The sequence below is a fragment of the Sphingobacterium suaedae genome (genome assembly GCF_042684625.1).
In the GTDB taxonomy this organism is placed as follows: domain Bacteria; phylum Bacteroidota; class Bacteroidia; order Sphingobacteriales; family Sphingobacteriaceae; genus Sphingobacterium; species Sphingobacterium suaedae.
Window position 1 is genome coordinate 93,808 of sequence record NZ_JBHULR010000003.1, and the last position, 23,662, is coordinate 117,469.

Here is a 23,662-nt window from a genome sequence, read left to right on the forward strand (position 1 = left end):
GTTCTAAAAAATAAAAGCTTAACCCTGGAAGGAAGGCGAATCAAAATCCCCGACAACGAAAACTGACCATGAAAACAACCGGTAGCAATTCTTGAAATAATTTAAAAAAAATAAAACGAGAATGCTGCTTCGACGTTCTAATGATGCTTGTGAGTGGAACGACAGGGGCTTACGTGAAAAACAGCATGCCGACCAACGCTTCTATACGATTTTGAACAACATAATTTAATGTACATCTACCATGAAAATAGGAATTACCTTTTCAGCTTTTGATCTGCTGCACGCCGGCCACATAAAAATGCTTGAGGATGCGAAAGAACAATGTGATTATTTGATCTGCGGGTTACAAACAGACCCAACACTGGACAGGCCAGAGAAAAATAAGCCGACACAGACTGTATTTGAACGATATATGCAATTGCGTGGCTGCAAGCATGTCGATAAAATTATTCCGTACGCGACGGAACAGGATTTAGAAGATATTTTGCGCTCCTTTAAAATTCATGTTCGCATATTGGGTGATGAGTACATGGATAAAAATTTTACGGGAAGGGCCTATTGCGAAGAAAAAGGGATAGAACTCTACTTCAATCGGCGCGAAAACCGATTTTCAAGCTCTTCGTTGCGTCGCATCATCGCAGACAAACAAGGAGAGACACAAGGGGCGATCGTTACCATGGTAGAAAAAACCGAGCTGTCTTTGCAGCGGGCAAATGCTTAACGATAGTATATAAAATATGAAAATAGGGATAACTTTTGGTGTATTTGACCTCCTGCATGTCGGACACCTGGCCATGCTGGAAGAAGCGAAAAAGCAATGCGACTATTTAATAGTCGGTTTAAAGACGGAAATGGATGACGTGCTGTCAGAGCATTCCGAAGCAGCACAAACTGTGGTGGAGCGGTTTATTAAGCTCGAGGGATGTCAATATGTTGACGAAATTATTCCCTTTGCATCGGATGAAGACTTACTGGACATCTTGCAGACAGTGCCGATTGACGTGCGTTTTATTGGTGAGGAGTACAGAGAGACGGATTTTGCAGGAAAAGAACTCTGTCTTCAGGAGGGGATAGCAATACAGTACATGCGCAGACGACATCGATTCTCCAGTCAGGCACTGCGAGCCGGCGTGAGTCAAAAAGAACGTACGAAACAATTCAAAGGAGAGAAACCGAGGGACAGTCAGGCGATCAATCTTTTGGGAGAAATCAGAAACGCGATGTATCCATTAGATAACGGGCGATAGTCGCTTTAAAAGGAACAAAAAAAAGCCGCTATGTTGGAAGACATAGCGGCTTTTTAACGCATAAGAAATAGAATGAAAAAAGGCGAGAACGAAACCAGAGTTCGTGGAATAGAAGCCGAAAACTTTTACGTCAAGACGACGTTCTTTGTAAACAGTTATAAGCCCAGTCAACTATGACGGCTCGAGATATAGAAAGATTTAACAGTATGGACGTTATCCATGTCGGGATCATTAGCTCAAATAGAAAATTGCGTTTTTCATTGAGGACTCTTTTGGTGGAAGAGGGGGGAGACGCCGTCGATCTTGTCTGTGAAGGTTTGTCCCTTTACGAGTTTGGCTGGAAGAAGCTCAGTATTCCGGATGTTGTGCTTATTGATATGGATCACGTCAGTACGTTTCAGGACATCTATTTAGCCTATGCGCAGGAGATATTTCCCCGCGCTGCAGTATTGTTGCTCTACGATGAGACGTTTCCAGCAGATAAGTCGCACCCGGCGATGCGGATTGCAGGGTTGTCCAAGCAATGTACGGCATTGGAACTGTTAACGGCTGTCTTTCGTGTTGTTCAAGAAGGCGTCACGCTGTCCTAGCTGATAGCAGGTAGGCAAAAAACCTCCGCTTTCACCACCGCAATAGAATCGACCCGCTTACAGTGTCCAAGGCGTGCGGAGCCATACATAGCCAAATGCGTTCACGTGCCATACATGCTTACCTCGCCTCCTTGCTTTGGTCGGTGTGTCCGCAAGAATGACCTCATACTGCGTCAAGTTTTCCTGCGGTAGACGGATATCAACGGCCTTGTTGCTTAGATTGTGTATAAAAAGTAGTTGATGGGTAAGACGTTCGTAGCGATAAACAATACAGGCAGTGGAATCGGTGTCGATTATAGAAAATTTTCCTTCGGGTAAGCCATTTGCTTTTCGAGCATCAATAAATGAGCGGATGCGGTGCAGCAGCGAATCCTTATCACTTATCTGTTGCTGTACGTTTATTTTCTCATAACGAAAAGGGCCATCGGCAATCAGCTCTTGATCAAGTGCACCAACGGTGACGTCGGAGAACCCTGCATTTTTTTGATCGTTCCATTGCATGACCGTGCGTACACTTTTTCGTCCTTGCTTTTGAAGGTTATCCCCCATGCCTATTTCTTGTCCGTACCGGAGCACAGGCGTACCTGGAAGGGAAAATAATAAGCTATAGGCCATCGCAAGACGTTGTTGATTATTTTCAAACATAGGGGGCAATCGTCTACGAATTCCTCGGTCGAAAATACGCATATGCTCCTCAGGAGCGAATGCAGCAAATACTTCTTGCCGTTCAGCAGGTGTTAATTGTTCAAGATCGAGTTCGTCATGGTTACGTAAGAAATTTGCCAAATGTTCCTCAGGCTTTAGTGTCGGTATTTTTCGCAGCGCCCGGGCTATGGGTGCACCATCCTCACGTGCACATGCGAGGAAGAAATAATTATTTAAATAAAAGTTGAACAGCAAGTGCATTTGCTTGTTTTCTTCCAGGAACTCCGTGTAACGCTTCGGAGGTACATCCACCTCAGCCAAAAAAATAGCCTGAGGATTATGCGCTTCTAAAAATGAGCGCCACTCCCGAAACACGTCGTGCGGATCGTGGTCAAAAGTATATCCGCCTTTCGATTTGATTATGTGTGGGGCAGCGTCGATACGAAAGCCGTCAACACCCAGCTTAAGCCAAAAATGCATAATCTTTTTTACTTCTGCTACCACCTGCGGATTGGTCATATTCAAATCGGGTTGATCGGGATAAAATGTATGGTAGTAAAAAGCACCGGCCTCTTTGCTGTACGTCCAATTCGTAAAGCCTTGTTCTTCACCGAGAATAGCATTAACATTTTCCTCTTCAGGCTTTTGATCAGCCCAAATGTAATAAGACCGGTAGGGCGAATCTGCGTGGCGGATCGCGTCCTTGAACCAGGGATGTTCGGTAGAGGTGTGGTTAATGACCAGATCTATAATAACTTTCAATCCTGCGCCTTTTGCGTTATCCAGAAATGCCACGAAGTCGCCGAGATCGCCGATCCGTGGATCCACGCTATAATAATCCCGAACGTCATAGCCGTCATCTTTCTGTGGGCTATCATAAAAAGGAAGTAGCCATAAGCAATCTATACCGAGTAATTTAAAATAGGGAATACATGTTTGTAAGCCAGTCAGGTCGCCAATACCATCGCTATTAGTATCTTTGAATGATTGGATCGCAAGCGCGTAAATAATAGCATCTTTATACCAAAGTTTATACATTTCTTTCGTTGAAATTTAGATGGACGGTAATACCTCGCGTCCCATAAAAGCAAGAAACGAATCTTGCTCCCTGTTCACGTTGTGTAGAATAATCTTGTTAAATCCCATTTGTTTATATCGTCGGATGGCGTCTACATATACGCTGGGGTCCGTAGCGGCCAGCACCTGCTGTGCTACATGTCGTGGTGTTATATGTATACCCGCGGCATCGTACTGTTGCGGAAGGGGCAAGTCTGCTTGCAGCATATGCCCGAGTGTATTGTTTCGCCAGGCTTGCCAAGCCGAAGTCACCGCAGTCTCGACGCTAGAATTATAGGATACCTGAAGTTTTAAGATCAGTTTCCCGTTTGGGTTGTGTTGTCTAAAACCATCGATAATTGCCTGTAATGTCGGAATATCTTGATTAACTGTAATCAGCCCATCGGCCCATGTACCCACCCATGTGGCTGTTGAAACCGTCAGCGCCGCCCCGTATACGGTCGGTTGGCATGATGGACGTGTATACAATTGGGCATCTTGTACCCGGATATCGTCATGTCGCGTCACGTTCTCTCCCTTCCATAACCGGCGCATGACATCTGCACATGCCTCCAACCGTTTATGGCGCAATTCCTTCGACGGCCAGCCGGTTCCCGTTATTTGTTCATTCAATGCTTGCCCACTTCCCAGTGCTATCCAAAATCGGCCAGGAAACATATTGTCTAAAGTTGCTACGGCCTGCGCGATGATGGCGGGGTGATAGCGCTGGCCGGGAGCATTCACGATTCCGAATTCCATCGTTGTAGCGTGCATGGCCGCACCCAACCAACTCCAAGCGAAGCCGCTTTGTCCGTCTTGCTGGCTCCAAGGATGAAAATGATCGGAGGATAGAATGGATTGAAAACCAGATTGTTCCGCTATTTGCACCAACCGAAGTAAATCCCTCGGACTGAATTGTTCATGTGAAGCATGGTAACCTATTTGCATCGTCATATCGTTTTCGAACTACCTCTATGGATAGAACACTGATGTACACGCAATGTTCTCGGGCAACCGTGTTTACACCCAACACGATTGTAAACTGCTAGAGTTTTGCCCGTTGCGCCGCGGAAAGAAGATCCGTTTGCAGTAAGAACTCTTTAATGTGTGCTTTCAAGACTGTCGGTTTAGCTTCCGAGTATTTATTCATAACAATCTGTAAATCCGGTGAAATATGGTCTTTGTAGCCTAATATTTTCGGTGCAGAATATTGGATTGTAAGACGCAGGAAATGAATTTCAACATTCCCTGGATCCCGTCGCACCGCCGTCTCCAATTGTGCTTTTCCTTCCTTAAAATTGTTGAGTTTTTTAAGTGGAGAAGTTAGATGTTTTGCGCGTACGGCATAATAAGCACCTATGTACGCTTGTTCTATGGGCGTCGGATTCTTCATTTTTTTTATTCCGACCAGTTGCTTTTCACACGTCTCTGAATCTTTAATGGCGCGCGGATAGGCAGACCGGAGACTATCTAAGGTAGCAGGATCCTGAACGATGTTTAGGCCGAAGAGCAGCATAGTAAGAAGAATAATCTTTGTCATCATAACTTTAGAAGGAAACGTAGGTGATGGGAAATGGTTTGCTGGAGTGTAAACAGTATATTAAAATTTGATGCGTATGGGGGTTTATTTAAAACGTTTTGAGGAAGTAGGACGTTCAAGAGGAAAATAAACACATATGGTTATGCGACATGACACTAACATGGAAAATCCAAGAGACAAATATCCGCGACCTCCGTTTAGAAAGCAACAACAACCTTTTCCTGCGTTGACAAACCGCATGGTTCCCATACCCGACCATGGGGAAGATACCTATGTCGGTTCCGGTCGACTACATGGCCGTCGGGCACTTATAACGGGAGGTGATTCTGGAATTGGTCGTGCGGCAGCTATTGCCTACGCACGAGAGGGGGCAGATGTAGCGATAAACTATTTGCCGGAAGAGGAGGAAGACGCACAGGAAGTGGTACGGTTAATTGAACTGGTGGGTAGAAGGGCATTTTCTATTCCGGGCGATATAACTAGCGAAGCTTTTTGTCAACAACTTGTGCAAAAAGCCGTTAAAAAAATGGGAGGTCTTGACATCTTGGTCAACAATGCGGCCTTTCAAAAGAGCTATCCGACAATCTTGGATATACCCGCTGAAAGTTTTGATCGTACGATGAAAACAAATGTATATGCGCCGTTTTGGATTACAAAGGCGGCTGTGCCTTATATGGAAGCCGGTTCGGCAATCATTGTCACGGCATCTGTACAAGCATACGATCCGGAAGAAGTCTTGTTGGACTACGCCCAAACCAAAGCGACCAATGTTATTCTCGTAAAAGCACTGGCCAAGCAGTTGGGCAAAAAAGGAATTCGCGTTAATGGTGTTGCTCCTGGGCCAATTTGGACACCCCTGCAGGTTTGTAGCAAGGATCCTGAAATGATTGCCAACTTTGGAGCATCGACAGCATGGGGCCGGGCTGGACAACCTGCAGAGTTAGCCTCCATTTACGTACAGCTTGCAGACAATTCTGGAAGTTATTCAACGGGCCAAATATTCGGTGCATCCGGCGGAGGTGGACACCCATAACGGCCTATACTGTCGTCGAAATTTCTGACGACGCTTTCTGATTAACGCTGTCACACGCTGAAAGCTTGTGACAGCGTATCCTCTTATTGGCGTTAGAACTGTTAATAGGCTCGCGCTGGCTTGTAGCGATACCTTCGGTTCCTGCCTTTTCACCGAATCTCTTATCGACGGTTAATCCTTGGATTTCTGGGGATCAACATTTCCAGCTGCATTTCCAGCTAGATCCCCTCCGTCAGACCCTTTATCCTCCTGTGCACGTTGGCGCTCTAAAGCCTCAGCATCGTCCGGCTTTGTTGAGGATGTATCACTGTAATTCGCTTGTTCGTTCTCCGCAATACCTTGTTCTTTTCGTTTCGTCTCTTTGTTTTTCATAGCATGTATTTATTGATGTTCAAAAAGAACGCGACAAGTAGGCTATGGTTTTTTAATTTGTAATCTACTATCCTTAAAACCTGGTGAACAAATCCGGGCGCTTACCGTTCGTACTTATAATGTAACATTTTTCTTATGGCTGATCAACGAACGAAAAACACCCGTTTGGATACATGGACGAACAACAAAAAGATACCAAATGTAATCCGGGAACCTATCCTTACTGCATTATCGCATTATCCAGAACTCCGCCAAACGCGTATCGACTTTGTTTTTACGCAAAAATTGCGAAAATCCATCATGGCTGCACGACCAATAGCCGCCTCCGCGATTGGATTGCGCAATCAGAGGCGATATCAGATTCTCATCCGTCCGGTATTCAAGCTGGCGCATACCATCGAGCCTATACACCACGTTTCTCCTCAGGTGTTGATTGGTTGGATCGGACACGAATTGGGACATATTATGGACTATGAGACAAGGAATGCTTGGGGACTTATCCAGTTTGGAATCCTGTATGGGCTATCAAAAAAATACGTACGAAAAGCTGAACGTATCGCTGATACCTATGCCGTTGAACGCGGTATGGGAGGCTATATTATAGCCACCAAACAATTTATTCTTGGCCATAGCGGATTGCCCGACAAATACAGAAGAAAAATTGCCCGTCTATATCTGTCGCCCGATGATATCGTGGCCTTGGTAGCTTCATTACAGAACGAAGACATCGAAAACCGCGACAGTATGTTGGAAGAAGAGGTGAGGTCGACGGCAGAGACCAACGAAAAAGAGCAGCAGTAACTTACGAGGTAGCAAGAAACTGTTCGAATTCGGCTAAGGTCGTTCCATCCATGACGCGGGGAATCTTCGTTTGTCCCCCGAGGCGTTTATGACTTGCATTCCACTGGTAAAAACGTTCCGTAGGTGTAAGGATCACTTCGATCCGGTCTAATGTTTGTCGCCTTGCTACCGCATAATTTTTGTTGGACGCCATCAACTGTTCGTCCAAAAATGAGCTAAGGTCGACGGATTCAACGGGACAGTCTACTCCTAGATACCACCGATTAATATAGTGGCCATCCGATCTAATGCTCGCTACCGTAAATTCACGGACAGGTAAGTTAAACCGTTCTTCCACCATTTCAATCGCGTGGTTCATTTGATGAACGGAAAGTTGTTCGCCGACCACATTTAAAAAATGTTTGGTACGGCCAGTAATCCGGATTTCAGCTCGTTCTCTGTCGGTGAACATCACCGTATCGCCGATCATATAACGCCAAGCCCCAGCGACGGTAGAAATAAGTAGTACGTATTCCTGATTTTCCTCCACTTCAGCTAAAGTTAGTGCGGGGGCATCCGGTTTAACGCGACCCAGTTTGTCCATGTATTCCGGTTCGAACGGTACAAACTCAAAAAAAATACCATTGTCGGTGATTAAAGCCATACCCTCGGCATTTGGCCGTTTTTGAGTCGCCAAATACCCCTCGGAAGCCAAGTAGGTATCGATATAAACCATCGGGCGGGCGAAGAGTGTCTCGAAGCTCTTACGATAAGGACCAAAGGCCACGCCGCCAGTAGTATACACCCGTAAGTTAGGCCAAATATCGTGGATTGAATTCACACCATGATAACGCACGATCTCCTTGAGTAAAATTTCGGACCAAGAGGGGATACCCGTCATACTGCCGATATCCCATTTTGCTGCAGATTTTGCGATGAGTCGTACCCGCTCGTCCCAATCGGCCGATGCCGCTATCTTTTTTCCCGGCTTATAAAACCTTCTAAACCACAAAGGAAGATTGGCAGCGGATATCCCACTGATTTCCCCCGCGAGGAAACCATTCCAATCGCGTAAATTGGTGCTACTCCCCAACATCATGATATCACGCTCGAAAAAGTCGGCAGGTAGATCAAATTCATGTAAACTTAGTATCTGCTGTATACCCGCTTGCTTAATCGAATCCAGCATATCCATTGTAACCGGTATGGCCTTGCTCGTGCTGGTTGTGCCGCTGCTGAGCGCAAAAAAACGTTGTCCGCCAGGCCACGTAATATTCTCGTGTCCCTCTTCTAAATAGTGCCACCAGTGTTCGTATAGCGTGTCGTAATCGTAGATAGGAACTGCCTCTTGAAATGCATGCGTAATATCTTGTTGTTGAAGTAAATCCGCAAATTTGAACTTCCTACCAAATGCGGTATCTTTGGCCTTTGTCAATAATTTCAGCAATACCTCCAGTTGCGTTCCCTCCGGGGAAGGATTCTTGCTTATGATTCCGCCGACGTCAATGACACGTTTGATGAGTTCTCCAATTATTGCCATACGTTTTGTTTCCTGTTTTGTCCTTCAAGCACGCGATGCAGCGTCTTTTGTTTTGCACGGATGTTATTTCCACGTGACCTTCCCCTGATTGTCCCAATGGTCTTTAACGATGCGTCCCTTTTGATCATACGTCGTCCGCCGATGATATTGCTCACCGATAATACGCCCCAAATTGTTTTTCTTACCAATAAACAAGCATACCGGACGTCCCTCTACGTCTGTCCGAAACTGTAATTCGTAGCGTCCAAAGTGCGCGTCGATAGTTGACGATGGCGTGTACGTCTTATGCAGAAAATTGATGATGCGTTCTTTTAGCGGCATGCTCTCTATCTATTTAAATGTTTCTACTACAGTCTGTAATCTCGTGGTGGTTCAGTATGATCCAGACTATATTTTTATATGTTCCTGTCCCTAATTGGTCACTTCATCGATGTCCGGGTTCTTATCTATTTCATTGAGATCCGGCACGGGGGCATCTGTCTGATTCGGCGCGGGCTTTTCATCTATATCTTGCTCAAACAGTTCATCTTCATCGATGCCTTCTCGTTCTGGGTAATCTTCGTTTGGCTGCTCTATAGGCAAATTTTCAACTCGTTGTCCTGAATCCGGTAGAGTTTCTTCTCCGGGAGTCTCCGGCGAATCCTCTGGACCCGACGTCGATTGTTGTTCCGCTTGCTGAGCCTCATAACTTACCAGCGCACCTACTACAATCCGACCTGGTCGGATCATAGTCGCTATTTGTTGTTTCTTCATCGTTCACATTTTTATGGTTAGAGAACGTCATTATGTGCATATGGTTGGCCTGTTAAATACTTGAAAAAATAGAAAAATACGATTTGGTCATCCCGATATGTGGTATACTGAACGGGGGTCAAGCGCCCGCCCGCCTGGGTGTCAGCTCCGTCTGGTCAAGAGTAAAAGAGCATACAGAAAAATTTTTCGGTTCCACACATTAATATTATGTTTGTACGATTGTACCTAAAAGCTAGCCGATGAGAGCAAACCGTTCGCACCTATATCATTACCTGTTCATGGCCTGTTTAGGATGGATGATGTTTTTCCGTACCGCGGTTCCGTGCCATGGGCAAGTAGTAGATAGCCTGACGGTGCATGTACGACTAGATAGTGTGCTGACGATCATGAAAGGAACACAGTCCCTTTTGACCTACCAATTTAATACGGTGTTTCCTCCGGACGGGCAGGACAGCAGTTACAAGCGAAGCGGCTTTATCCATCCACTGAACACACTGTCAGGTAGAAGCCTGACGCGCATACAGCCCAAAGACCATTACCATCATTACGGCATTTGGAATGCATGGACACATACACTTTTCGAACAAGATACGATCGACTTTTGGAATTTGAAGAAAAAACTAGGCACAGTGCGTTTTGTGAAGCTAAAGCACCATCAAGCCCACAGTAGGCATGCTTCGTATTCGGTTCTGCACGACCATGTCGTTTATCAGAAAGACGGGACAGAAAAGGTAGCGATCCATGAGCTACAGACCGTCGATGTTTATCTGCCTTCTGAAGATAGCAACTACTATTGGGTTGATCTACGGATCGATATGCGCTGTGCTTCCGATAGCCCTATTCAACTCTTAATGTATCGTTATGGGGGATTGGGCTGGAGAGCGACCGAAAGCTGGGATGCCTCTAACTCAGAACTTCTGACTTCAGAAGGAGATGCACGGTCGGAAGCAGACGGTAGTCGGGTTCGTTGGTGTGCCATACAGGGCGTGCTATCTAGAAATACTTACGGAGGTATGGCCATATTCTCTAACCCAAAGAATTACAACCACCCCGAACCGATCCGTACGTGGGACGCGCAAGCAAACAACGGACAAGAGAACGTTTTTCTCAATTTTACCCCAACGCGGAACCGCCATTGGACGTTGGAGCCTGGAAAATCGTATACTTTACGGTATCGATTCTTAATATTTGACGGCAAGATGAGTAGCGAAGCACTCCATCAGCATTGGAAAACGTATGCCGAAGCGAAAAAATAAGCATATCCGGCCTCAACACTTTTTTTGCTTGTTTGATCGTTGTGTTCCCAAACGGGCACGTACGGAACTCGCATAACGCGGATTAAACGAAGCGTGACGAGCGTGTAAAAGGTGATCCTGGCGTTTTTCCGTGAAGCGCCGGGAAAGTTATTCTTGTACTTCGATCTGTATAGGCTGGCCGTTAGCCATACCGCTAATCGTACCGCTATTATATTGTAATGTGTACAGACCGGGTTTCTCTATGGTATACGCCTTTTTCAAATCGAAGGAAATACTATCCGACATCCCCGGAGCGACCGTGTGGTACGAATTCGTAGGTGGAGGCATTATTCGTTTGGCCATCGGACCTTGATAGGCGATTTCATACCCGTGCTCGTCCATAACCGTTAAAAAATTGCTGACGATTCCCTCAAAGGGGGTGTGATACTGGGTGAAACGTAATGTATCTCCTGTAGGATTTACCACCCTAAAGGTGATCGGAATCTCGGCTTGCAATGGAAAAGGGCCCTTTGCACGCAGTACCGCAATGAGCATGGTATCTGCAGTTACAGGTTGAACCGCACCGTCCTGTGCGGGTAAGGTGTTTTTTTTCGAAGGCTGGGAGCAAGCAAAACTTGCCAGTGCAATCAGGGCCAAAATACAAGATTTTGCAGATTTAAATAAGGTCATGTTGTTTTTTTTAATACATCATACGAAGAAACACGCACAGGCGTTACACCGGCCTATCATTAGGAAGACAGATAAGTCATCATGGGATTTTCCAAATCATGATAAAACAAGATCGTCCATCCTTCTTTCGCGGCACGCTGTTTCCAATGCAGTCGGTCTCGTTCGGCAGATTTTCCATCATAATCGGTTTTATAAGCGATGTCGAGTTGAAAATAGACCTGTTGCGGTAAATTGTCCCCGCCATAGAAAATCGCATGTTCACCATCGGTTATCCAAAAGACCTGGTGAAAAGGAGAATGCCCACCGGTTACTTGATAACACAGATCCGGAGTAATCCATCCCGCATCATCGTTCATCCAGATTATTTCCGGAAGATGTTTAAATGCTTCTAAGATTTCTTGATCGTAAGCCGGATTATCATGCTGTTGTACCGCGAAATCAAATTCCCGCGCTTGTACATATATGGAAGCCTGAGGAAAGTTTAACTTAAACACACCGGCTTGCCAAGTGCCTAATCCTCCGACGTGATCTTTGTGAAGATGGGAAAGGACAATTTTTGTAATGGCAGTTGGCGGAAGACCGTTGTATTTCAATTCCCGATGTAAGATTAACTCTCCGTTTACCTGCCAGCCGAGACCCGCGTCAAGGAGAATCAATTCTTCATCGAATTTGATGAGGAAAGGTTGTACTGCAACTTTTAAACCAGCGGGAGACGACGACGTGAGTACACGGAACTCTTTATCGCTACTGACAGAAAAGTGGCCTTCTTGAATTGGAAATACCTGAGCCATATTTAATTCCCCAATAGATCGTTCAATGCTTTTACGGTTGCTGGCTCCATATAATCGCGACCACCTTCCGCACGAACAACAAGCATCCCTTGTTTATCTAAAATAACGGTGGTCGGAATCGCATTTCCCAAAAACGCGGTTGGGATCTCGCTCTGTGGCGTGTAAACGGGAAGGTCATAGTCGTTTTCGTCCATAAATGCTTTGGATGCTTCATATTGACCATCGACATCTACCATTAAAAAGACCAGATCAGACCTATTTTTGAAGGTTTGTTTTAAACGATCAATGGAGGGCATCTCTTGAATACAGGGTGGGCACCAGGTTGCCCAAAAATTAATAAAAATAACCTTCCCCTTAAGGGATTCCAATGTGACAGGTTTGCCGCCTCCGTCCAGAAATGTAACCTGCGAAAAATCTTCTTTCTGTACCGAATCTGCTGGTGCTGGGGCAGACGCCTGTATGCTGTCTTTGTCGTTGGAGGTGTCATTCGTAGACATCTGTTGCTGGCAACCCACGCAAATGAACAATATGATAAGGACCAATAAAGCAGGAGCAGAACTCATTTGGAAAGGTATTTTCATGTGTTAAAAAATAATTGGATTAAACTTACATAAATTCAGGGGGATGTGCAAAGAATAAACCAAGGTTGGGGGGATGTTGCACGTTATCTGCCTAGCTTAGCCACGGAGATTAACATTCTGGTAAAGATATGTAACCTAAGTAGCACAATATTCTCGATTATTATATGAACTTTGTAAGGTACAAATAAAATTATAGTAAAGATGGAATGGTTATTTAATCCCTGGCCTTGGTATGTTGGCGGTGCGTTGGTCGCCTTCATCATGTTGGCATTGGTCTGGTTGGGCAAAAGTTTCGGTTTTTCTTCCAACTTCCGTACGATGTGTGCCGCACTGGGCGCCGGTCGCATGTGTGACTTTTTTCGCTTTGATTGGAAAACACAAAAATGGAATCTCCTCTTTTTACTCGGCGCCGTAGGCGGAGGTTATCTTGCGGCTCACGTATTATCTGTCGAGGCTGTACCAGAAATTTCGGAAAATACCGTACAGAAATTACAAACAATGGGTTTTCAAAGTGCTGGACAAGCCTATTATCCCACCGAACTGTTTACAGACTTAACGGTAAAGAACATCCTGCTGTTTGCTGTAGGCGGACTTCTCATCGGTTTTGGTACACGTTATGCCGGCGGGTGTACATCGGGTCATGCTATATCTGGGCTAAGCAACCTGCAACTGCCCTCCCTGATCGCTGTAGTTGGTTTTTTTATCGGTGGACTGGTAATGGTTCATCTTATTTTTCCACTTTTATTTTAGAGAAACGATGCGCAATATAGTATATGTGATTTTAGGTGTGTTATTCGGAATAGCCATGTATAAAGGCGAGGCAGCGTCTTGGTTTCGAATTTTTGAAATGTTCCACTTCCAGTCATTCCATATGTACGGTTTTATGGCCACGGCGTTGGGTGTTGGAATGATCGGTATGCAATGGTTGAAACGAGGTAAGAAAGACGTGGATGGTCAATTTATCGAGATTGCACCCAAACAACGTTCGATAACCCGATATCTGGCCGGAGGTGCTATTTTCGGAATGGGCTGGGCATTGGTTGGCGCCTGTCCGGGTCCGATTTTTGTTCTTATTGGCGTAGGGGTGTGGCCTATGCTTATTGTTGCTGCGTTTGCCGTTTTGGGAACTTTCTTATACGGCGTCGTCAAAACTAACTTGCCACATTAAGATAAAAACACGATAAATAGGACGGTCCACACCTTAACATAGACGAATGATTTTAGGATATTTTTTAGCAATCGTAGTCGGGATTACACTTGGTCTTGTTGGCAGCGGCGGAAGCATTCTGACCGTTCCCATTTTGGTGTACACGATGGGTGTCGACCCGGTGCTCTCGACTACATATTCCTTGTTTGCCGTGGGGGTTACGGCGGTGGTGGGCTCACTAAAGGGATTCTATCAGGGCGAAGTGGATTTGCGTAAAGTGGTCAGTTTTGGTATACCCTCTTTGTTGATGGTGTTTGTGACCCGGACCTTTATTCTTCCCTGTATTCCAGAGATATTTATTATTGGTGATTGGGAAATACATCAGGCAACGGTACTAATGATTGTTTTCGCGGTCGTTATGCTGGCATCGGCATGGAGCATGATCAAAGGTCATTCCTTCGCATTCGTCGAAAAACATACGGCGCGTCGGTTCGGAAGTGGTCAGATTGTCATGCATGGCATGTTAGTTGGATTGGTGACCGGTGTAGTAGGGGCGGGAGGAGGATTTCTTATTATTCCAGCGTTGGTTCATTTTTACCATATGCCAATGAAAAATGCGGTATCTACATCATTGGTTATTATTGCTGTCAATGCAGGATTTGGACTATTGGGTGATGTCGAAAAGCTGCCGACTTTCGATTGGCAGATTCTAGGTGGCTATACCGGCTTGGCCATTGGAGGAATTTTTGTAGGATTCTATCTGGCCAATAAAATCAGCGGCGATCAGTTGAAAAAGCTGTTCGGCTATATGATTTTACTTGTGGGGATGTATATCCTTGTAAAAGAACTGTTTTTGATCTAACAACAGCAGTGGAACGGCATAAGATAAGCCCTGTTATTTAATTATTTTTTCACATAAAATGAGATTATGTTCTTTCAACAAATATATGATAAGACTTTGGCGCAAGCGAGTTACTTCGTAGGGTGTCAGGCAAAGAATGAAGCGGTAGTGATTGATGCGAAACGCGATGTAGATACCTATCTAGAAATCGCTAAGCAAAACAATATGCGTATAACGCACGTGGTCGAAACACACATCCACGCGGATTTTTTAGCGGGAACGCGCGAGTTATCGGCATTAACCGGCGCGGAGATATACCTTTCTGATGAGGGAGGCGACGACTGGCAATATGCGTTCGATCATCAAGGGCTTCGGGAGGGAGATAGGATTCGTGTCGGTAACCTGTCTTTGGAAGTTCTGCATACGCCGGGACATACTCCAGAGAGTATCAGTTTGTTGCTGCGCGACCATCCCGCATCCGACGAGCCGGTGATGATTTTTACCGGTGATTTCGTCTTCGTTGGCGATATTGGCCGCCCCGACTTGCTTGAGCAAGCAGCCGGTATTGTGGGGACAAAAGAGATCGGCGCCGTGCAGATGTTTGCCTCTTTGAAAAAATTCAGAAAACTTCCTGACTTTGTGCAGGTGTGGCCGGGACATGGCGCGGGATCGGCATGCGGAAAATCGCTAGGATCAGTACCTAGCAGCACGGTCGGTTATGAAAAGATTAGGAACTGGGCGTTTCAGTTTGACAATGATTTTGATGGATTTCAACGTTATCTTTTGCAGGATCAGCCAGACGTTCCAACGTATTTTGCCCAGATGAAAAAACGAAACAAAGAGGATCGTAAGCTATTGTTGACCGTTCCAGAGCATCCTACCCTCGATGCGGTAGCCGCCTTGAAAGATGCTGGTTTGACATGGGTCGATGCGCGTCACAAGTCGAAATTCGCAGCTGGCCATGTGCCTGGATCCTGGAATATACAGCATAACCAAGCTATGGCCAACTGGGCTGGATGGATGCTGTCGTACGATGACAGACTCGTCATCGTAGCGCCCGAAGAAGAACAGCAGGAGATAACCCGTAAGCTGATGCGCATCGGAATGGACCAAATAGCGGGCTTCTTGACGGATCTTACAGGAGTAGATCGCATTGCTTCGCACGTGGTAGACGCAGATGACGTAGAACGTTTGAAAGGACGAGACGATGTCGTTTTATTGGATGTCCGTAGCCGACGTGAATATCAGGAGGCGCATATACCGGGTGCACGGCATCATTTTGTCGGCGATCTTCCGTCTTTGAATTTGGCCGAAATCATGGACAAGCACGTCGTTATTCAGTGTCAGTCGGGAGATCGTGCGACGATCGCCTATTCGTTTCTCGAACGAAACGGGATAAATCGCTTGTCGATCTATTTGGGCAGTTTTCAGGATTGGAAGACCCTTGAAAAAGCGGTGGTTACGGGCGAATAGGAATGGACTTGCTGCGCGAAACATATGGTGGAGTTTTAGAGCCAGAGCTGATACTGGAACTGCAACGGGTCGCGACGATAAAAAACTTTACGGAAGGCGATTTAATCATCGACTATGGGCAATACGTGCGTTCTATGCCTTTGCTATTGACCGGAACGATTAAAATTATCCGCCGGGACATGGAGCAAGGTGATCTTTTTCTGTATTACTTAGCCAAAGGCGATACCTGTACGATGTCGATTGCATGCTGCGTAGGTCTCAAAAAAAGCGAGATACGTGCTGAAGCGGAAACGGAGACCGTCGTTGCGATGGTGCCTAAGCAATACCTAGCTGATTGGCTCGGGCGCTATGCCTCCTGGCGTGCTTTTATTCTTCAAAGCTACGCCGCACGTATGGATGAATTGCTTCAGTCTATTGATAATCTCGCTTTTATGGATATGGAAAGCCGTATTGTATACTATTTGCAGGAAAAAGTGAAAGCATTAGACAACCGTATTTTAATCGGCACGCATCAGCAAATTGCGACGGAATTGAATACGTCACGTGTTGTCGTTTCTAGGATACTAAAAAAACTGGAAAAAGAACAAAAAATTGTGCTGTTGCGCAATGAAATCCGCGTACTGTTTTAGGCTTTTCTTCCAAAACTGACCGACAGTCCTTGGCGTTTAAGGCCGTATATCATTATCGGATTGGTGGAAAGGGCTTAAACGGTCGCTTGGGCTCAAAGTAATTCCACAACACATTGGCTATTTTGCGTGTCAAGACTTCCGCCTCGTTATCGGAAGTCCACCGTTGATCCTTATTGCCTTTTGTCAGAATGGAGAAAAAGAAATCTCCAGAGGGGGCATGTACGAATACGACTTCTCCACGCGCATCATCAATGGACCCGGTTTTGGACGCCGTGGCTATATCGGCTGGAAATTGAGCTAACGATCGCTCGTTATAAAACTGATTTTTGAGGTAGCGGTACATCTTGTCGGACATCCGCGGCGAAAAAACCTGGCCCGAACGGATATAATACATCAATTGAGCGATTTCGCGCGGAGTCGTTTGTCCCCACCCATATTTTTTCCATATCGCTTCTCGACCAGCTGTCCGGGAATTTACTTTCGTGTGCACTAATCCGAGGTCGTCCATAATCTGGTTGATCACGGCACCACCACCAGCCAATTCCTGGCACCAAATCGAGGTGACATTGTCGCTATAAGTAAGCATTAAAGAGATCATGGTTGACAGGTCAGTTTGCGCACTATCTTTGTAGAATTGCATCAATCCAGACCCGCCGTAAACTCGTTTCGCATCGTAGCGAAAGGAATTGTTGAGATGTAACTGATCTTGGTTGATTTTATTGAAAACGCCAACGAGTATCGGTATTTTCACAATACTCGCAGTAGGGAATACTGTGTCTGCATGAATTTCTACTTTTCGGTGTTTGCCGACATGTTCTACGTAAATGCCGATATCCCCGCCAAAGCCGGCAATTTCATCCCGAAGGATTTTTTCTAATTTTTTATCGTGTTTTTGGCCGTACACAGTAGAGAAGCCCAAGAGGCAAGTTAAAGCAATAACGAATCCTGTTTTCATGGTCATTTGTTTCTGACGACCAAAGTAGCAAAAAGATGCGTAAATCTTTTATTTTATTTGCTTTATTATGCGGTTTAGTTATTAATATCCTGCAGTAAACCGCTTGTTGATAAACCGCTCTGTCTCTATTTCGTCTACAATGGCTACCGCCGCGTCCTCGACCGATATCTGTGATTTTCTGGAGCTGTCAAATACCGGGGTATCCGTATCGGTTCGGTATTTTCCCGTGCGACTGCCAGGTGTATCCGGGCCCATGTTGATCGCCGGGCTGAAGAAGGTCCAAGATAGGTCGTGTTCCCGCTTAATCACTTCTAGATAATCCGATGCGGCTTGGGCGCCAGCTTTAATGTGCTTCGGAAATTTAGGATCGTCGACCAGCTTTTTCCCGTTTATGAGCAAACTACCCGCTCCGCCCACAACGATGAACCGTTTCACATGTGCATCTTTTACAGCGAGTAGGATACTTCGACTGCCCCGCATGAAGTCGTCATACAAGGAGGGATTGTCCCAACCGGCGTTAAAGGCAGAGATAACCACATCACATCCTTTCAATGCTGCAGCTAATGCAACCTCTTCGTTGACATCGACTTGGATCGCAGTCACCTGTTCTTTGTTTTTTAGCTGTTGAACATCGCGCGCGATGGCCAGCACGTGATATCCTCGAGCGATCAATTCCTCTAATAGTGGAAAACCAACAAAGCCAGTGGCGCCGATAAGTGCTATTTTTTTCATACTTCGATACGTCTTTTATTCTTACATGAACGTGGACTGGTAACGTGTGCCGTTGTCCAGCCAACAAAATGTTCTTTGTATTAATAAATGGTTGAATCGATAAATTGTTTTCCCGACAGGAACTCGATGCGCCTGCATGAAGAAATTCTGAAGGTTCAGCATCTAATAAAAACAGGCTGGACAATCTGGCCAGCCTGTTTTTAAGAATTCGATGAACGATTAAGATTTCTGTTGTGCTTTCCGAATTTTACTATGTTTCTTTCCGTATAGGAAGTAAATGATCAGTCCGATAAGTAACCATATGCCCAGTCGTTCCCAACTTTCAATTGGGAGGGAGGCCATCAGTAAGATACAGACTACAACCCCCAAAATAGGTATTACGGGCACAAATGGTGTTTTGAACGGACGCTCAATCTCAGGGTTAGTCCGGCGAAGGACTAAGATGCCAATGCAAACGAGCGTGAACGCAAACAATGTCCCGATACTGACCATATGTCCGAGATCCGATACGGGAACGAACCCTGCGAAAATAGATACAAAGATCATGAAGATCAAGTTTGTTTTCCAAGGGGTCTGATTTTTGGAAAGGTCGGAAAAGATTTTAGGCAGCAGGCCGTCTTTACTCATGGAATAGAACACGCGACTTTGACCCAGTAGCATAACTAAGATAACAGACGTGTATCCTGCTATGATGGTAACAATCAGTGCAGAATTTAAAAAGGTGTATCCTGTTTTTGCGAAGGCCGTTGCGACAGGCTTTGCATCACCTTTAAACGCTTGATAGTTTTCGAGACCAGTCATCACATACGAAAAAAGGACATATAGAATGGTGCAGACGATCAGCGAGCCAATAATGCCAATGGGCATACCTTTTTTTGGATCTTTAGCCTCTTGCGCTGCAGTACTGACGGCATCAAAACCGACGAAGGCAAAAAAGAGTACCCCTGCAGCCCGCAGTATTCCACTGATACCGAACTGACCAAAATAATCACTGGTTAAAAAGGAGAAAAAACCGAGCTCTCCACGTTTGACCAATTCTTCCCCTTCGTTGTTCGGAATAAATGGAGTATGGTTAGCTGAATCGATAAAACTCCAGCCGAGAACAATAAAGATCAACACGACACTAACTTTTAAGATCACCAGTAAGTTATTGACGGTGGAAGATTCTTTAGTCCCGCGCATCAACAATAAGGACAGCAAGCAAACGATTACAATAGCAGGGATATTCACGATTCCACCTTCCCAGGGACCCTTCAAGAGCTGCTCTGGGATGCTGATCCCTACGATCATGAGTAGCTGGTTAAAATATTGCGACCAGCTTACCGCTACCGTTGCACTGGCGAGCGCGTATTCCAGCACCAGGTCCCAACCGATAATCCACGCGACAAACTCGCCCATTGTGGCATAAGAATATGTATAGGCACTGCCGGCAACAGGGATCATGGAAGCAAATTCTGCATAACAGAGGCCTGCAAACGAACACGCTAAAGCAGCAATTACAAAGGAGAGGATAACGGCTGGTCCGGCATTTTCAGCGGCAGCTATACCTGTCAAAGAAAATAAACCGGCGCCAATGATGGCGCCAACGCCTAGTGCGATAAGCCCCGTGCTGGATAATGTTCGCTTTAGGGTGTGTTCACCGCTTTCCCGGGCTTCCTGTATAATCTGCGGGATGGATTTTTTGTACAACATAATTCGTAGTGGGTTAGTAGTGGAGTTTTTTATTTATTGGATTTGAATTTACTGTATGCATCGAGGATATAAATCCGCAGATCTTCTGGAGAGGCTGTTTCCATGAATTGAAGAGTCGGTCGGAATTGTTCCCTGAATAGAGGGAGTTCACTATCGCTGAGAGGGACTATGGCCCGGATGGTCTGGTTGGAGAACCAGCGATCAATCTTTCGGTTCGCTTGCTCTTGGAGCAATAAGTCCAGGTTTTTGCGCGCGAGTTTACCCTGACGTCCAAATAGACGGGAGGGAGACAAGCGGAGCCCTCCGCGGTTTTGGGATCCCTCTGTTACTTTGCCCTCATTTCTGGCGCGCTCAATTTCGGCTATTAACCGACTATCGGTTAGCCGACTGACTACCACTTCATCGATGACAATGCTTTTCTGGTCTCGGACTAAATAGATACGTTGGATTCCTTCTTCATAGATATAAGCGGTGTCGACTTCGTATCCAGCTTGCGCAAATGTTAATAAATCATTAAGCTGAGCTCCAATGGAAAAATTACCATCTGCATCAGACCGTGCTTCTTGTTGCGTCCGAAGGTTTTTCACGACCACATCTTTCAAGCGCTGACTGCTTTCCAGTTCGTGGACAATTCCCTTAACCTCCTGTGCGTTCGACACGGTGGTTATTCCGGAGACGAGGAAGAACATAAAAAGGGCGATAAGCTGATAAGGATTGACGATCTTCATGGTGTTAATTTCTAGGCCAGACATTATTTTCAGGATTGATATCGGGATAAACTTGGTCGGGATCAATGACGACTTTTATCAATTTTTCGGTGGTTTTCAACTTAAATCGCCAAGCTTTATTGCGTTGCCAGATTTCGACCGGTAGCTTTTTACGGATCTTTTGACCGGATTCGGTTGTTGCTTCGATAACAACAGGCATAGGAAGCTGCTCCAAATTATCAATGGTGATTAAGGCTCCGTTTTTAGGATCCATTTTCTCATAGTCAACCGTCCGGATCGACTGGTCGAGCGACCAGTTGTTCTTAAACCATCCACGCCAAAACCATGCAAGATTTTCGCCGGTTTCATTTTCGATTGTTCGGAAAAAGTCGTCCGGTGTCGGATGTTTATATGCCCAATAAGAAATGTAACTGCGAAACGCACGGTCGAAACGCTCGGCGCCGATAATCTCATCGCGAAGCAAGCGAAGGCCAAAAGCCGGCTTGTAATAGGCGAGAATTCCGATATTTCGTTCTTTCATGCTCTGCGGCGTCGACATGATTGGTTCCAACTGTGGCTGTGCAAAGGCACGCGTCATACTATTACGGTTCCCGAACGTCTTATGGTACTCGCCCTTATTGAAAACTTCAGTCGATAATCCGTTGATAAACGTATTGAAGCCTTCATCCATCCAAGCGTGAAGGCGTTCGTTACTGCCAACGATCATGGGAAACCAATTATGTCCAAACTCATGATCGGTAACACCCCATAAGTTACCAGCTTTCGCGTCATGACCGCAAAAGGAGATACCCGGGTACTCCATTCCTCCCACATTGGATGCCACATTGACGGCTACCGGATACGGATATTCCATCCATTTGCTGCTGTAATGCTCAATGGCCGCTTTGGTGTATTCGGTGGAACGCTCCCAGGCATTATTCCCGCTACTTTCTGCAGGATAGGCCGAGAGCGCTAACGCACTTTTTCCGCTGGGGTTATTAATTCTTGCCCCGTCGAGCACAAATGCCTCCGAAGAAGCCCAGGCAAAGTCGTGGGCTTGCTTCAACTTAAATTTCCAGGTCAAGGTGGATTTGTTAGGTCTAGAAGCAGGTAATGTTACTTCGTTTAACGATCTTATTGCTACGGTTTTATTGCTTTGAAAAGCTTGTTTATACCGGGTCAATTGTTCGGCTGTCCAAACTTCTTCTGGATTGAGGAGTTCGCCTCCGGCCACAACAATATGGTCTGCCGGTGCGGTGATCTCCACCGAATAATCTCCAAACTCTAGGTAGAATTCGCCCGGTCCAGTGTAGGGTTCTGTGTTCCAACCTATAATGTCATCGTATACACATACACGTGGATACCACTGTGCAATGGTGTATATCTTTCCGTTTTTCGTGGACAGTATACCGGTCCGGTCGGCGCCGTACTCGGGTATCGTATAGCTGAAGTCGATCTGAAAAGTGACGCTTCCGCCAGCTGCCGCGAGTTTTTTGGGAAGCTCCAGCCGCATGCGGGTGTCGATAATTTCATAGAATGCTGTAGTGCCATCTGAAAATTTAATGTTGGATAAGGCGAAGCCACCTTCAAATTCTGAATTCGCGGATCCGTAGCGACTGTCTTCTAGCGGGACGACGGCTTGCCCTCTGGAATTCTCCTCGAATAGATTTTGATCCAATTGCAACCAAATATACGAAAGGTCGTCCGGACTCTGATTGGTATAGGTAATGGAAACTCGACCGGCGATACGATCGGTTTGATCGTCTAAAGATACGTGAACATCATAGTCTGCGCGGTTCTGCCAATAGGCATGCCCGGGTTTTCCGCTAGCCGAGCGGTAAGGCGTTCCGTTCTGCGTATAGAAGATGGGATGGAAAGCTTCTGTGTAGTTGTATTTGCTTACCGTCTGCCCTACTGCTGCCGTTGCAAATAAAAATAGGGAAAGTGAGGCGGCTCTTATCCTGTTCGTCATATGCTAAGTAAGTTTGGACGTGTACTCGTCTTCGTTAAACCCTAAAATTAATCCTTTTTTTGTTTCCAAAATAGGTCTCTTGATCATGCTATTGTGCTGGATCAATACTTCATTCGCCGCATCGGCGTGGTTCACCGCCGCTTGTTCTATCGGCGATAGTTTTTTCCAGGTTGTACCCTTCTTATTAACTAAAGCTTCCCAAGAAACTTCTTTTTCCCAATGTAAGAGTTTCTCTAAGCTTGCCGGCTCTTTTTTGTAATCGTGAAACGTGTAAGGGACCTGATGTGCGTCGAGCCAGGTTAGGGCTTTTTTTACTGTGTTGCAGTTTTTTATTCCGTAAACTTGTATCATCGTGTTGTTAGTTGTCTGCTTTAAGTGGATAAAGATATCAATATATTTAAAAAAGGGCTATAACAAAGGATATTTTAACAGTTGTTTTCGTATAAAAGGTCTGTTACGTTTCCGTGAGCAATGCGAGATCCAACAGTCTTGGGTATAGGATCTCTTTGCGGGCTTTTTGAACGTACTTTTTTTGGGGAAATGTTCGCTATATGTTCGACACAGGCTCGAGACGGCGACGGCTTTTCATCGGCTCCACTTCGTCTTGTGTTCGGGTGTTCTTCGACTCCCAGTCGAAGAACACCCGAACACAAGACGAAGT

27 protein-coding genes are annotated in these 23,662 nt (G+C 45.7%); 11 read left to right on the forward strand and 16 right to left on the reverse strand.

Annotated features, from left to right (window positions below):
* The first annotated feature begins 241 nt into the window (after positions 1–241).
* The 3 genes from ACFSR5_RS03690 to ACFSR5_RS03700 all read left to right on the forward strand — a co-directional run bounded on the left by ACFSR5_RS03690 (position 242) and on the right by ACFSR5_RS03700 (position 1,837).
* Positions 242–721, forward strand: coding sequence for an adenylyltransferase/cytidyltransferase family protein (locus ACFSR5_RS03690; RefSeq protein ID WP_380900836.1), 480 nt, complete (start codon positions 242–244; stop codon positions 719–721).
* 16 nt (positions 722–737) lie between these two features.
* The gene (locus tag ACFSR5_RS03695) at positions 738–1,247 is read left to right on the forward strand and encodes an adenylyltransferase/cytidyltransferase family protein (RefSeq protein WP_380900838.1); all 510 of its coding nucleotides are present in this window, start codon (positions 738–740) and stop codon (positions 1,245–1,247) included.
* Positions 1,248–1,453: 206 nt separating this feature from the next.
* Positions 1,454–1,837: a hypothetical protein gene (locus tag ACFSR5_RS03700; RefSeq protein WP_380900840.1), complete on the forward strand. Its 384-nt coding sequence runs from the start codon at positions 1,454–1,456 to the stop codon at positions 1,835–1,837.
* 57 nt (positions 1,838–1,894) lie between these two features.
* Here the strand turns inward: ACFSR5_RS03700 and ACFSR5_RS03705 are convergent, their stop codons facing one another.
* The 3 genes from ACFSR5_RS03705 to ACFSR5_RS03715 form a co-directional block, all read right to left on the reverse strand.
* Positions 1,895–3,520: an alpha-amylase family protein gene (locus ACFSR5_RS03705; protein WP_380900842.1), complete on the reverse strand. Its 1,626-nt coding sequence runs from the start codon at positions 3,518–3,520 to the stop codon at positions 1,895–1,897.
* Positions 3,521–3,535: 15 nt separating this feature from the next.
* Entirely contained in the window at positions 3,536–4,492 is a 957-nt protein-coding gene (locus tag ACFSR5_RS03710) for a TIGR03885 family FMN-dependent LLM class oxidoreductase (protein ID WP_380900844.1), read from the reverse strand.
* A 91-nt stretch (positions 4,493–4,583) separates the two neighbouring features.
* Positions 4,584–5,081, reverse strand: a complete 498-nt coding sequence (locus tag ACFSR5_RS03715) for a hypothetical protein (protein ID WP_380900846.1) — start codon at positions 5,079–5,081, stop codon at positions 4,584–4,586.
* 139 nt (positions 5,082–5,220) lie between these two features.
* Here ACFSR5_RS03715 and ACFSR5_RS03720 point away from each other — a divergent pair, with 139 nt between their 5' ends.
* A complete protein-coding gene (locus ACFSR5_RS03720; protein ID WP_380900848.1) occupies positions 5,221–6,111 on the forward strand; it encodes an SDR family oxidoreductase in 891 nt (296 codons plus the stop codon).
* A gap of 171 nt (positions 6,112–6,282) precedes the next feature.
* Here the strand turns inward: ACFSR5_RS03720 and ACFSR5_RS03725 are convergent, their stop codons facing one another.
* Positions 6,283–6,483, reverse strand: a complete 201-nt coding sequence (locus tag ACFSR5_RS03725) for a hypothetical protein (protein ID WP_380900850.1) — start codon at positions 6,481–6,483, stop codon at positions 6,283–6,285.
* Positions 6,484–6,618: 135 nt separating this feature from the next.
* Here ACFSR5_RS03725 and ACFSR5_RS03730 point away from each other — a divergent pair, with 135 nt between their 5' ends.
* A complete protein-coding gene (locus ACFSR5_RS03730; RefSeq protein WP_380900852.1) occupies positions 6,619–7,284 on the forward strand; it encodes a hypothetical protein in 666 nt (221 codons plus the stop codon).
* 1 nt (position 7,285) lies between these two features.
* Here the strand turns inward: ACFSR5_RS03730 and ACFSR5_RS03735 are convergent, their stop codons facing one another.
* From ACFSR5_RS03735 to ACFSR5_RS03745, 3 genes are all read right to left on the reverse strand, one after another.
* On the reverse strand, positions 7,286–8,803 hold the full coding sequence (locus ACFSR5_RS03735) for a GH3 family domain-containing protein (RefSeq protein WP_380900854.1): 1,518 nt from the start codon (positions 8,801–8,803) through the stop codon (positions 7,286–7,288).
* A gap of 63 nt (positions 8,804–8,866) precedes the next feature.
* A complete protein-coding gene (locus tag ACFSR5_RS03740) occupies positions 8,867–9,124 on the reverse strand; it encodes a hypothetical protein (RefSeq protein WP_380900856.1) in 258 nt (85 codons plus the stop codon).
* Between the two features lie 90 nt (positions 9,125–9,214).
* Entirely contained in the window at positions 9,215–9,532 is a 318-nt protein-coding gene (locus ACFSR5_RS03745; RefSeq protein ID WP_380900858.1) for a hypothetical protein, read from the reverse strand.
* Between the two features lie 263 nt (positions 9,533–9,795).
* Here ACFSR5_RS03745 and ACFSR5_RS03750 point away from each other — a divergent pair, with 263 nt between their 5' ends.
* Positions 9,796–10,812 (forward strand): DUF6807 domain-containing protein, encoded by a 1,017-nt coding sequence (locus ACFSR5_RS03750; RefSeq protein ID WP_380900860.1) that lies wholly within the window; start codon positions 9,796–9,798, stop codon positions 10,810–10,812.
* 147 nt (positions 10,813–10,959) lie between these two features.
* Here ACFSR5_RS03750 and ACFSR5_RS03755 read toward each other — a convergent pair whose 3' ends face one another.
* The 3 genes from ACFSR5_RS03755 to ACFSR5_RS03765 are packed head-to-tail and all read right to left on the reverse strand — an operon-like array spanning position 10,960 to position 12,853.
* The gene (locus ACFSR5_RS03755; protein WP_380900862.1) at positions 10,960–11,481 is read right to left on the reverse strand and encodes a hypothetical protein; all 522 of its coding nucleotides are present in this window, start codon (positions 11,479–11,481) and stop codon (positions 10,960–10,962) included.
* 59 nt (positions 11,482–11,540) lie between these two features.
* The gene (locus ACFSR5_RS03760) at positions 11,541–12,272 is read right to left on the reverse strand and encodes an MBL fold metallo-hydrolase (RefSeq protein ID WP_380900864.1); all 732 of its coding nucleotides are present in this window, start codon (positions 12,270–12,272) and stop codon (positions 11,541–11,543) included.
* Positions 12,273–12,274: 2 nt separating this feature from the next.
* Positions 12,275–12,853, reverse strand: coding sequence for a TlpA family protein disulfide reductase (locus ACFSR5_RS03765; protein WP_380900866.1), 579 nt, complete (start codon positions 12,851–12,853; stop codon positions 12,275–12,277).
* A gap of 201 nt (positions 12,854–13,054) precedes the next feature.
* Between ACFSR5_RS03765 and ACFSR5_RS03770 the strand changes: the two genes are divergently transcribed.
* The 5 genes from ACFSR5_RS03770 (at position 13,055) to ACFSR5_RS03790 (ending at position 16,943) form a co-directional block, all read left to right on the forward strand.
* On the forward strand, positions 13,055–13,603 hold the full coding sequence (locus tag ACFSR5_RS03770; protein WP_380900868.1) for a YeeE/YedE family protein: 549 nt from the start codon (positions 13,055–13,057) through the stop codon (positions 13,601–13,603).
* A 7-nt stretch (positions 13,604–13,610) separates the two neighbouring features.
* Entirely contained in the window at positions 13,611–14,021 is a 411-nt protein-coding gene (locus ACFSR5_RS03775; protein ID WP_380900870.1) for a DUF6691 family protein, read from the forward strand.
* A 46-nt stretch (positions 14,022–14,067) separates the two neighbouring features.
* Positions 14,068–14,862 carry a sulfite exporter TauE/SafE family protein gene (locus ACFSR5_RS03780; protein ID WP_380900872.1) on the forward strand — a complete coding sequence of 265 codons (795 nt, stop codon included), beginning with the start codon at positions 14,068–14,070 and terminating at the stop codon, positions 14,860–14,862.
* A 66-nt stretch (positions 14,863–14,928) separates the two neighbouring features.
* The gene (locus tag ACFSR5_RS03785; protein ID WP_380900874.1) at positions 14,929–16,314 is read left to right on the forward strand and encodes a rhodanese-like domain-containing protein; all 1,386 of its coding nucleotides are present in this window, start codon (positions 14,929–14,931) and stop codon (positions 16,312–16,314) included.
* Between the two features lie 2 nt (positions 16,315–16,316).
* On the forward strand, positions 16,317–16,943 hold the full coding sequence (locus tag ACFSR5_RS03790) for a Crp/Fnr family transcriptional regulator (protein ID WP_380900876.1): 627 nt from the start codon (positions 16,317–16,319) through the stop codon (positions 16,941–16,943).
* A gap of 52 nt (positions 16,944–16,995) precedes the next feature.
* Here ACFSR5_RS03790 and ACFSR5_RS03795 read toward each other — a convergent pair whose 3' ends face one another.
* The 6 genes from ACFSR5_RS03795 to ACFSR5_RS03820 form a co-directional block, all read right to left on the reverse strand.
* Complete coding sequence (locus tag ACFSR5_RS03795) at positions 16,996–17,898, reverse strand: serine hydrolase (protein ID WP_380900878.1); 903 nt, start codon at positions 17,896–17,898, stop codon at positions 16,996–16,998.
* Between the two features lie 81 nt (positions 17,899–17,979).
* Positions 17,980–18,630 (reverse strand): NAD(P)-dependent oxidoreductase, encoded by a 651-nt coding sequence (locus ACFSR5_RS03800; protein ID WP_380900880.1) that lies wholly within the window; start codon positions 18,628–18,630, stop codon positions 17,980–17,982.
* A gap of 219 nt (positions 18,631–18,849) precedes the next feature.
* Entirely contained in the window at positions 18,850–20,322 is a 1,473-nt protein-coding gene (locus ACFSR5_RS03805) for an amino acid permease (RefSeq protein WP_380900882.1), read from the reverse strand.
* Between the two features lie 29 nt (positions 20,323–20,351).
* Positions 20,352–21,050 carry a hypothetical protein gene (locus ACFSR5_RS03810; protein WP_380900884.1) on the reverse strand — a complete coding sequence of 233 codons (699 nt, stop codon included), beginning with the start codon at positions 21,048–21,050 and terminating at the stop codon, positions 20,352–20,354.
* Positions 21,051–21,054: 4 nt separating this feature from the next.
* The gene (locus ACFSR5_RS03815) at positions 21,055–23,001 is read right to left on the reverse strand and encodes a M1 family metallopeptidase (RefSeq protein WP_380900886.1); all 1,947 of its coding nucleotides are present in this window, start codon (positions 22,999–23,001) and stop codon (positions 21,055–21,057) included.
* Between the two features lie 3 nt (positions 23,002–23,004).
* Positions 23,005–23,352 (reverse strand): Spx/MgsR family RNA polymerase-binding regulatory protein, encoded by a 348-nt coding sequence (locus ACFSR5_RS03820; protein WP_380900888.1) that lies wholly within the window; start codon positions 23,350–23,352, stop codon positions 23,005–23,007.
* Positions 23,353–23,662 lie beyond the last annotated feature (310 nt).

Bases quoted from the DNA above. Each gene is read 5' to 3' on its own strand.
- ACFSR5_RS03730 (WP_380900852.1), top strand. From the start codon at position 6,619: ATGGCTGATCAACGAACGAAAAACACCCGTTTGGATACATGGACGAAC.
- ACFSR5_RS03815 (WP_380900886.1), bottom strand. From the start codon at position 23,001: ATGACGAACAGGATAAGAGCCGCCTCACTTTCCCTATTTTTATTTGCA.
- ACFSR5_RS03720 (WP_380900848.1), top strand. From the start codon at position 5,221: ATGCGACATGACACTAACATGGAAAATCCAAGAGACAAATATCCGCGA.
- ACFSR5_RS03765 (WP_380900866.1), bottom strand. From the start codon at position 12,853: ATGAAAATACCTTTCCAAATGAGTTCTGCTCCTGCTTTATTGGTCCTT.
- ACFSR5_RS03690 (WP_380900836.1), top strand. From the start codon at position 242: ATGAAAATAGGAATTACCTTTTCAGCTTTTGATCTGCTGCACGCCGGC.
- ACFSR5_RS03780 (WP_380900872.1), top strand. From the start codon at position 14,068: ATGATTTTAGGATATTTTTTAGCAATCGTAGTCGGGATTACACTTGGT.
- ACFSR5_RS03705 (WP_380900842.1), bottom strand. From the start codon at position 3,520: ATGTATAAACTTTGGTATAAAGATGCTATTATTTACGCGCTTGCGATC.
- ACFSR5_RS03785 (WP_380900874.1), top strand. From the start codon at position 14,929: ATGTTCTTTCAACAAATATATGATAAGACTTTGGCGCAAGCGAGTTAC.
- ACFSR5_RS03805 (WP_380900882.1), bottom strand. From the start codon at position 20,322: ATGTTGTACAAAAAATCCATCCCGCAGATTATACAGGAAGCCCGGGAA.
- ACFSR5_RS03820 (WP_380900888.1), bottom strand. From the start codon at position 23,352: ATGATACAAGTTTACGGAATAAAAAACTGCAACACAGTAAAAAAAGCC.
- ACFSR5_RS03740 (WP_380900856.1), bottom strand. From the start codon at position 9,124: ATGCCGCTAAAAGAACGCATCATCAATTTTCTGCATAAGACGTACACG.
- ACFSR5_RS03695 (WP_380900838.1), top strand. From the start codon at position 738: ATGAAAATAGGGATAACTTTTGGTGTATTTGACCTCCTGCATGTCGGA.
- ACFSR5_RS03795 (WP_380900878.1), bottom strand. From the start codon at position 17,898: ATGAAAACAGGATTCGTTATTGCTTTAACTTGCCTCTTGGGCTTCTCT.
- ACFSR5_RS03750 (WP_380900860.1), top strand. From the start codon at position 9,796: ATGAGAGCAAACCGTTCGCACCTATATCATTACCTGTTCATGGCCTGT.
- ACFSR5_RS03755 (WP_380900862.1), bottom strand. From the start codon at position 11,481: ATGACCTTATTTAAATCTGCAAAATCTTGTATTTTGGCCCTGATTGCA.
- ACFSR5_RS03810 (WP_380900884.1), bottom strand. From the start codon at position 21,050: ATGAAGATCGTCAATCCTTATCAGCTTATCGCCCTTTTTATGTTCTTC.
- ACFSR5_RS03735 (WP_380900854.1), bottom strand. From the start codon at position 8,803: ATGGCAATAATTGGAGAACTCATCAAACGTGTCATTGACGTCGGCGGA.
- ACFSR5_RS03800 (WP_380900880.1), bottom strand. From the start codon at position 18,630: ATGAAAAAAATAGCACTTATCGGCGCCACTGGCTTTGTTGGTTTTCCA.
- ACFSR5_RS03760 (WP_380900864.1), bottom strand. From the start codon at position 12,272: ATGGCTCAGGTATTTCCAATTCAAGAAGGCCACTTTTCTGTCAGTAGC.
- ACFSR5_RS03790 (WP_380900876.1), top strand. From the start codon at position 16,317: ATGGACTTGCTGCGCGAAACATATGGTGGAGTTTTAGAGCCAGAGCTG.
- ACFSR5_RS03700 (WP_380900840.1), top strand. From the start codon at position 1,454: ATGGACGTTATCCATGTCGGGATCATTAGCTCAAATAGAAAATTGCGT.
- ACFSR5_RS03725 (WP_380900850.1), bottom strand. From the start codon at position 6,483: ATGAAAAACAAAGAGACGAAACGAAAAGAACAAGGTATTGCGGAGAAC.
- ACFSR5_RS03770 (WP_380900868.1), top strand. From the start codon at position 13,055: ATGGAATGGTTATTTAATCCCTGGCCTTGGTATGTTGGCGGTGCGTTG.
- ACFSR5_RS03745 (WP_380900858.1), bottom strand. From the start codon at position 9,532: ATGATCCGACCAGGTCGGATTGTAGTAGGTGCGCTGGTAAGTTATGAG.
- ACFSR5_RS03715 (WP_380900846.1), bottom strand. From the start codon at position 5,081: ATGATGACAAAGATTATTCTTCTTACTATGCTGCTCTTCGGCCTAAAC.
- ACFSR5_RS03775 (WP_380900870.1), top strand. From the start codon at position 13,611: ATGCGCAATATAGTATATGTGATTTTAGGTGTGTTATTCGGAATAGCC.
- ACFSR5_RS03710 (WP_380900844.1), bottom strand. From the start codon at position 4,492: ATGACGATGCAAATAGGTTACCATGCTTCACATGAACAATTCAGTCCG.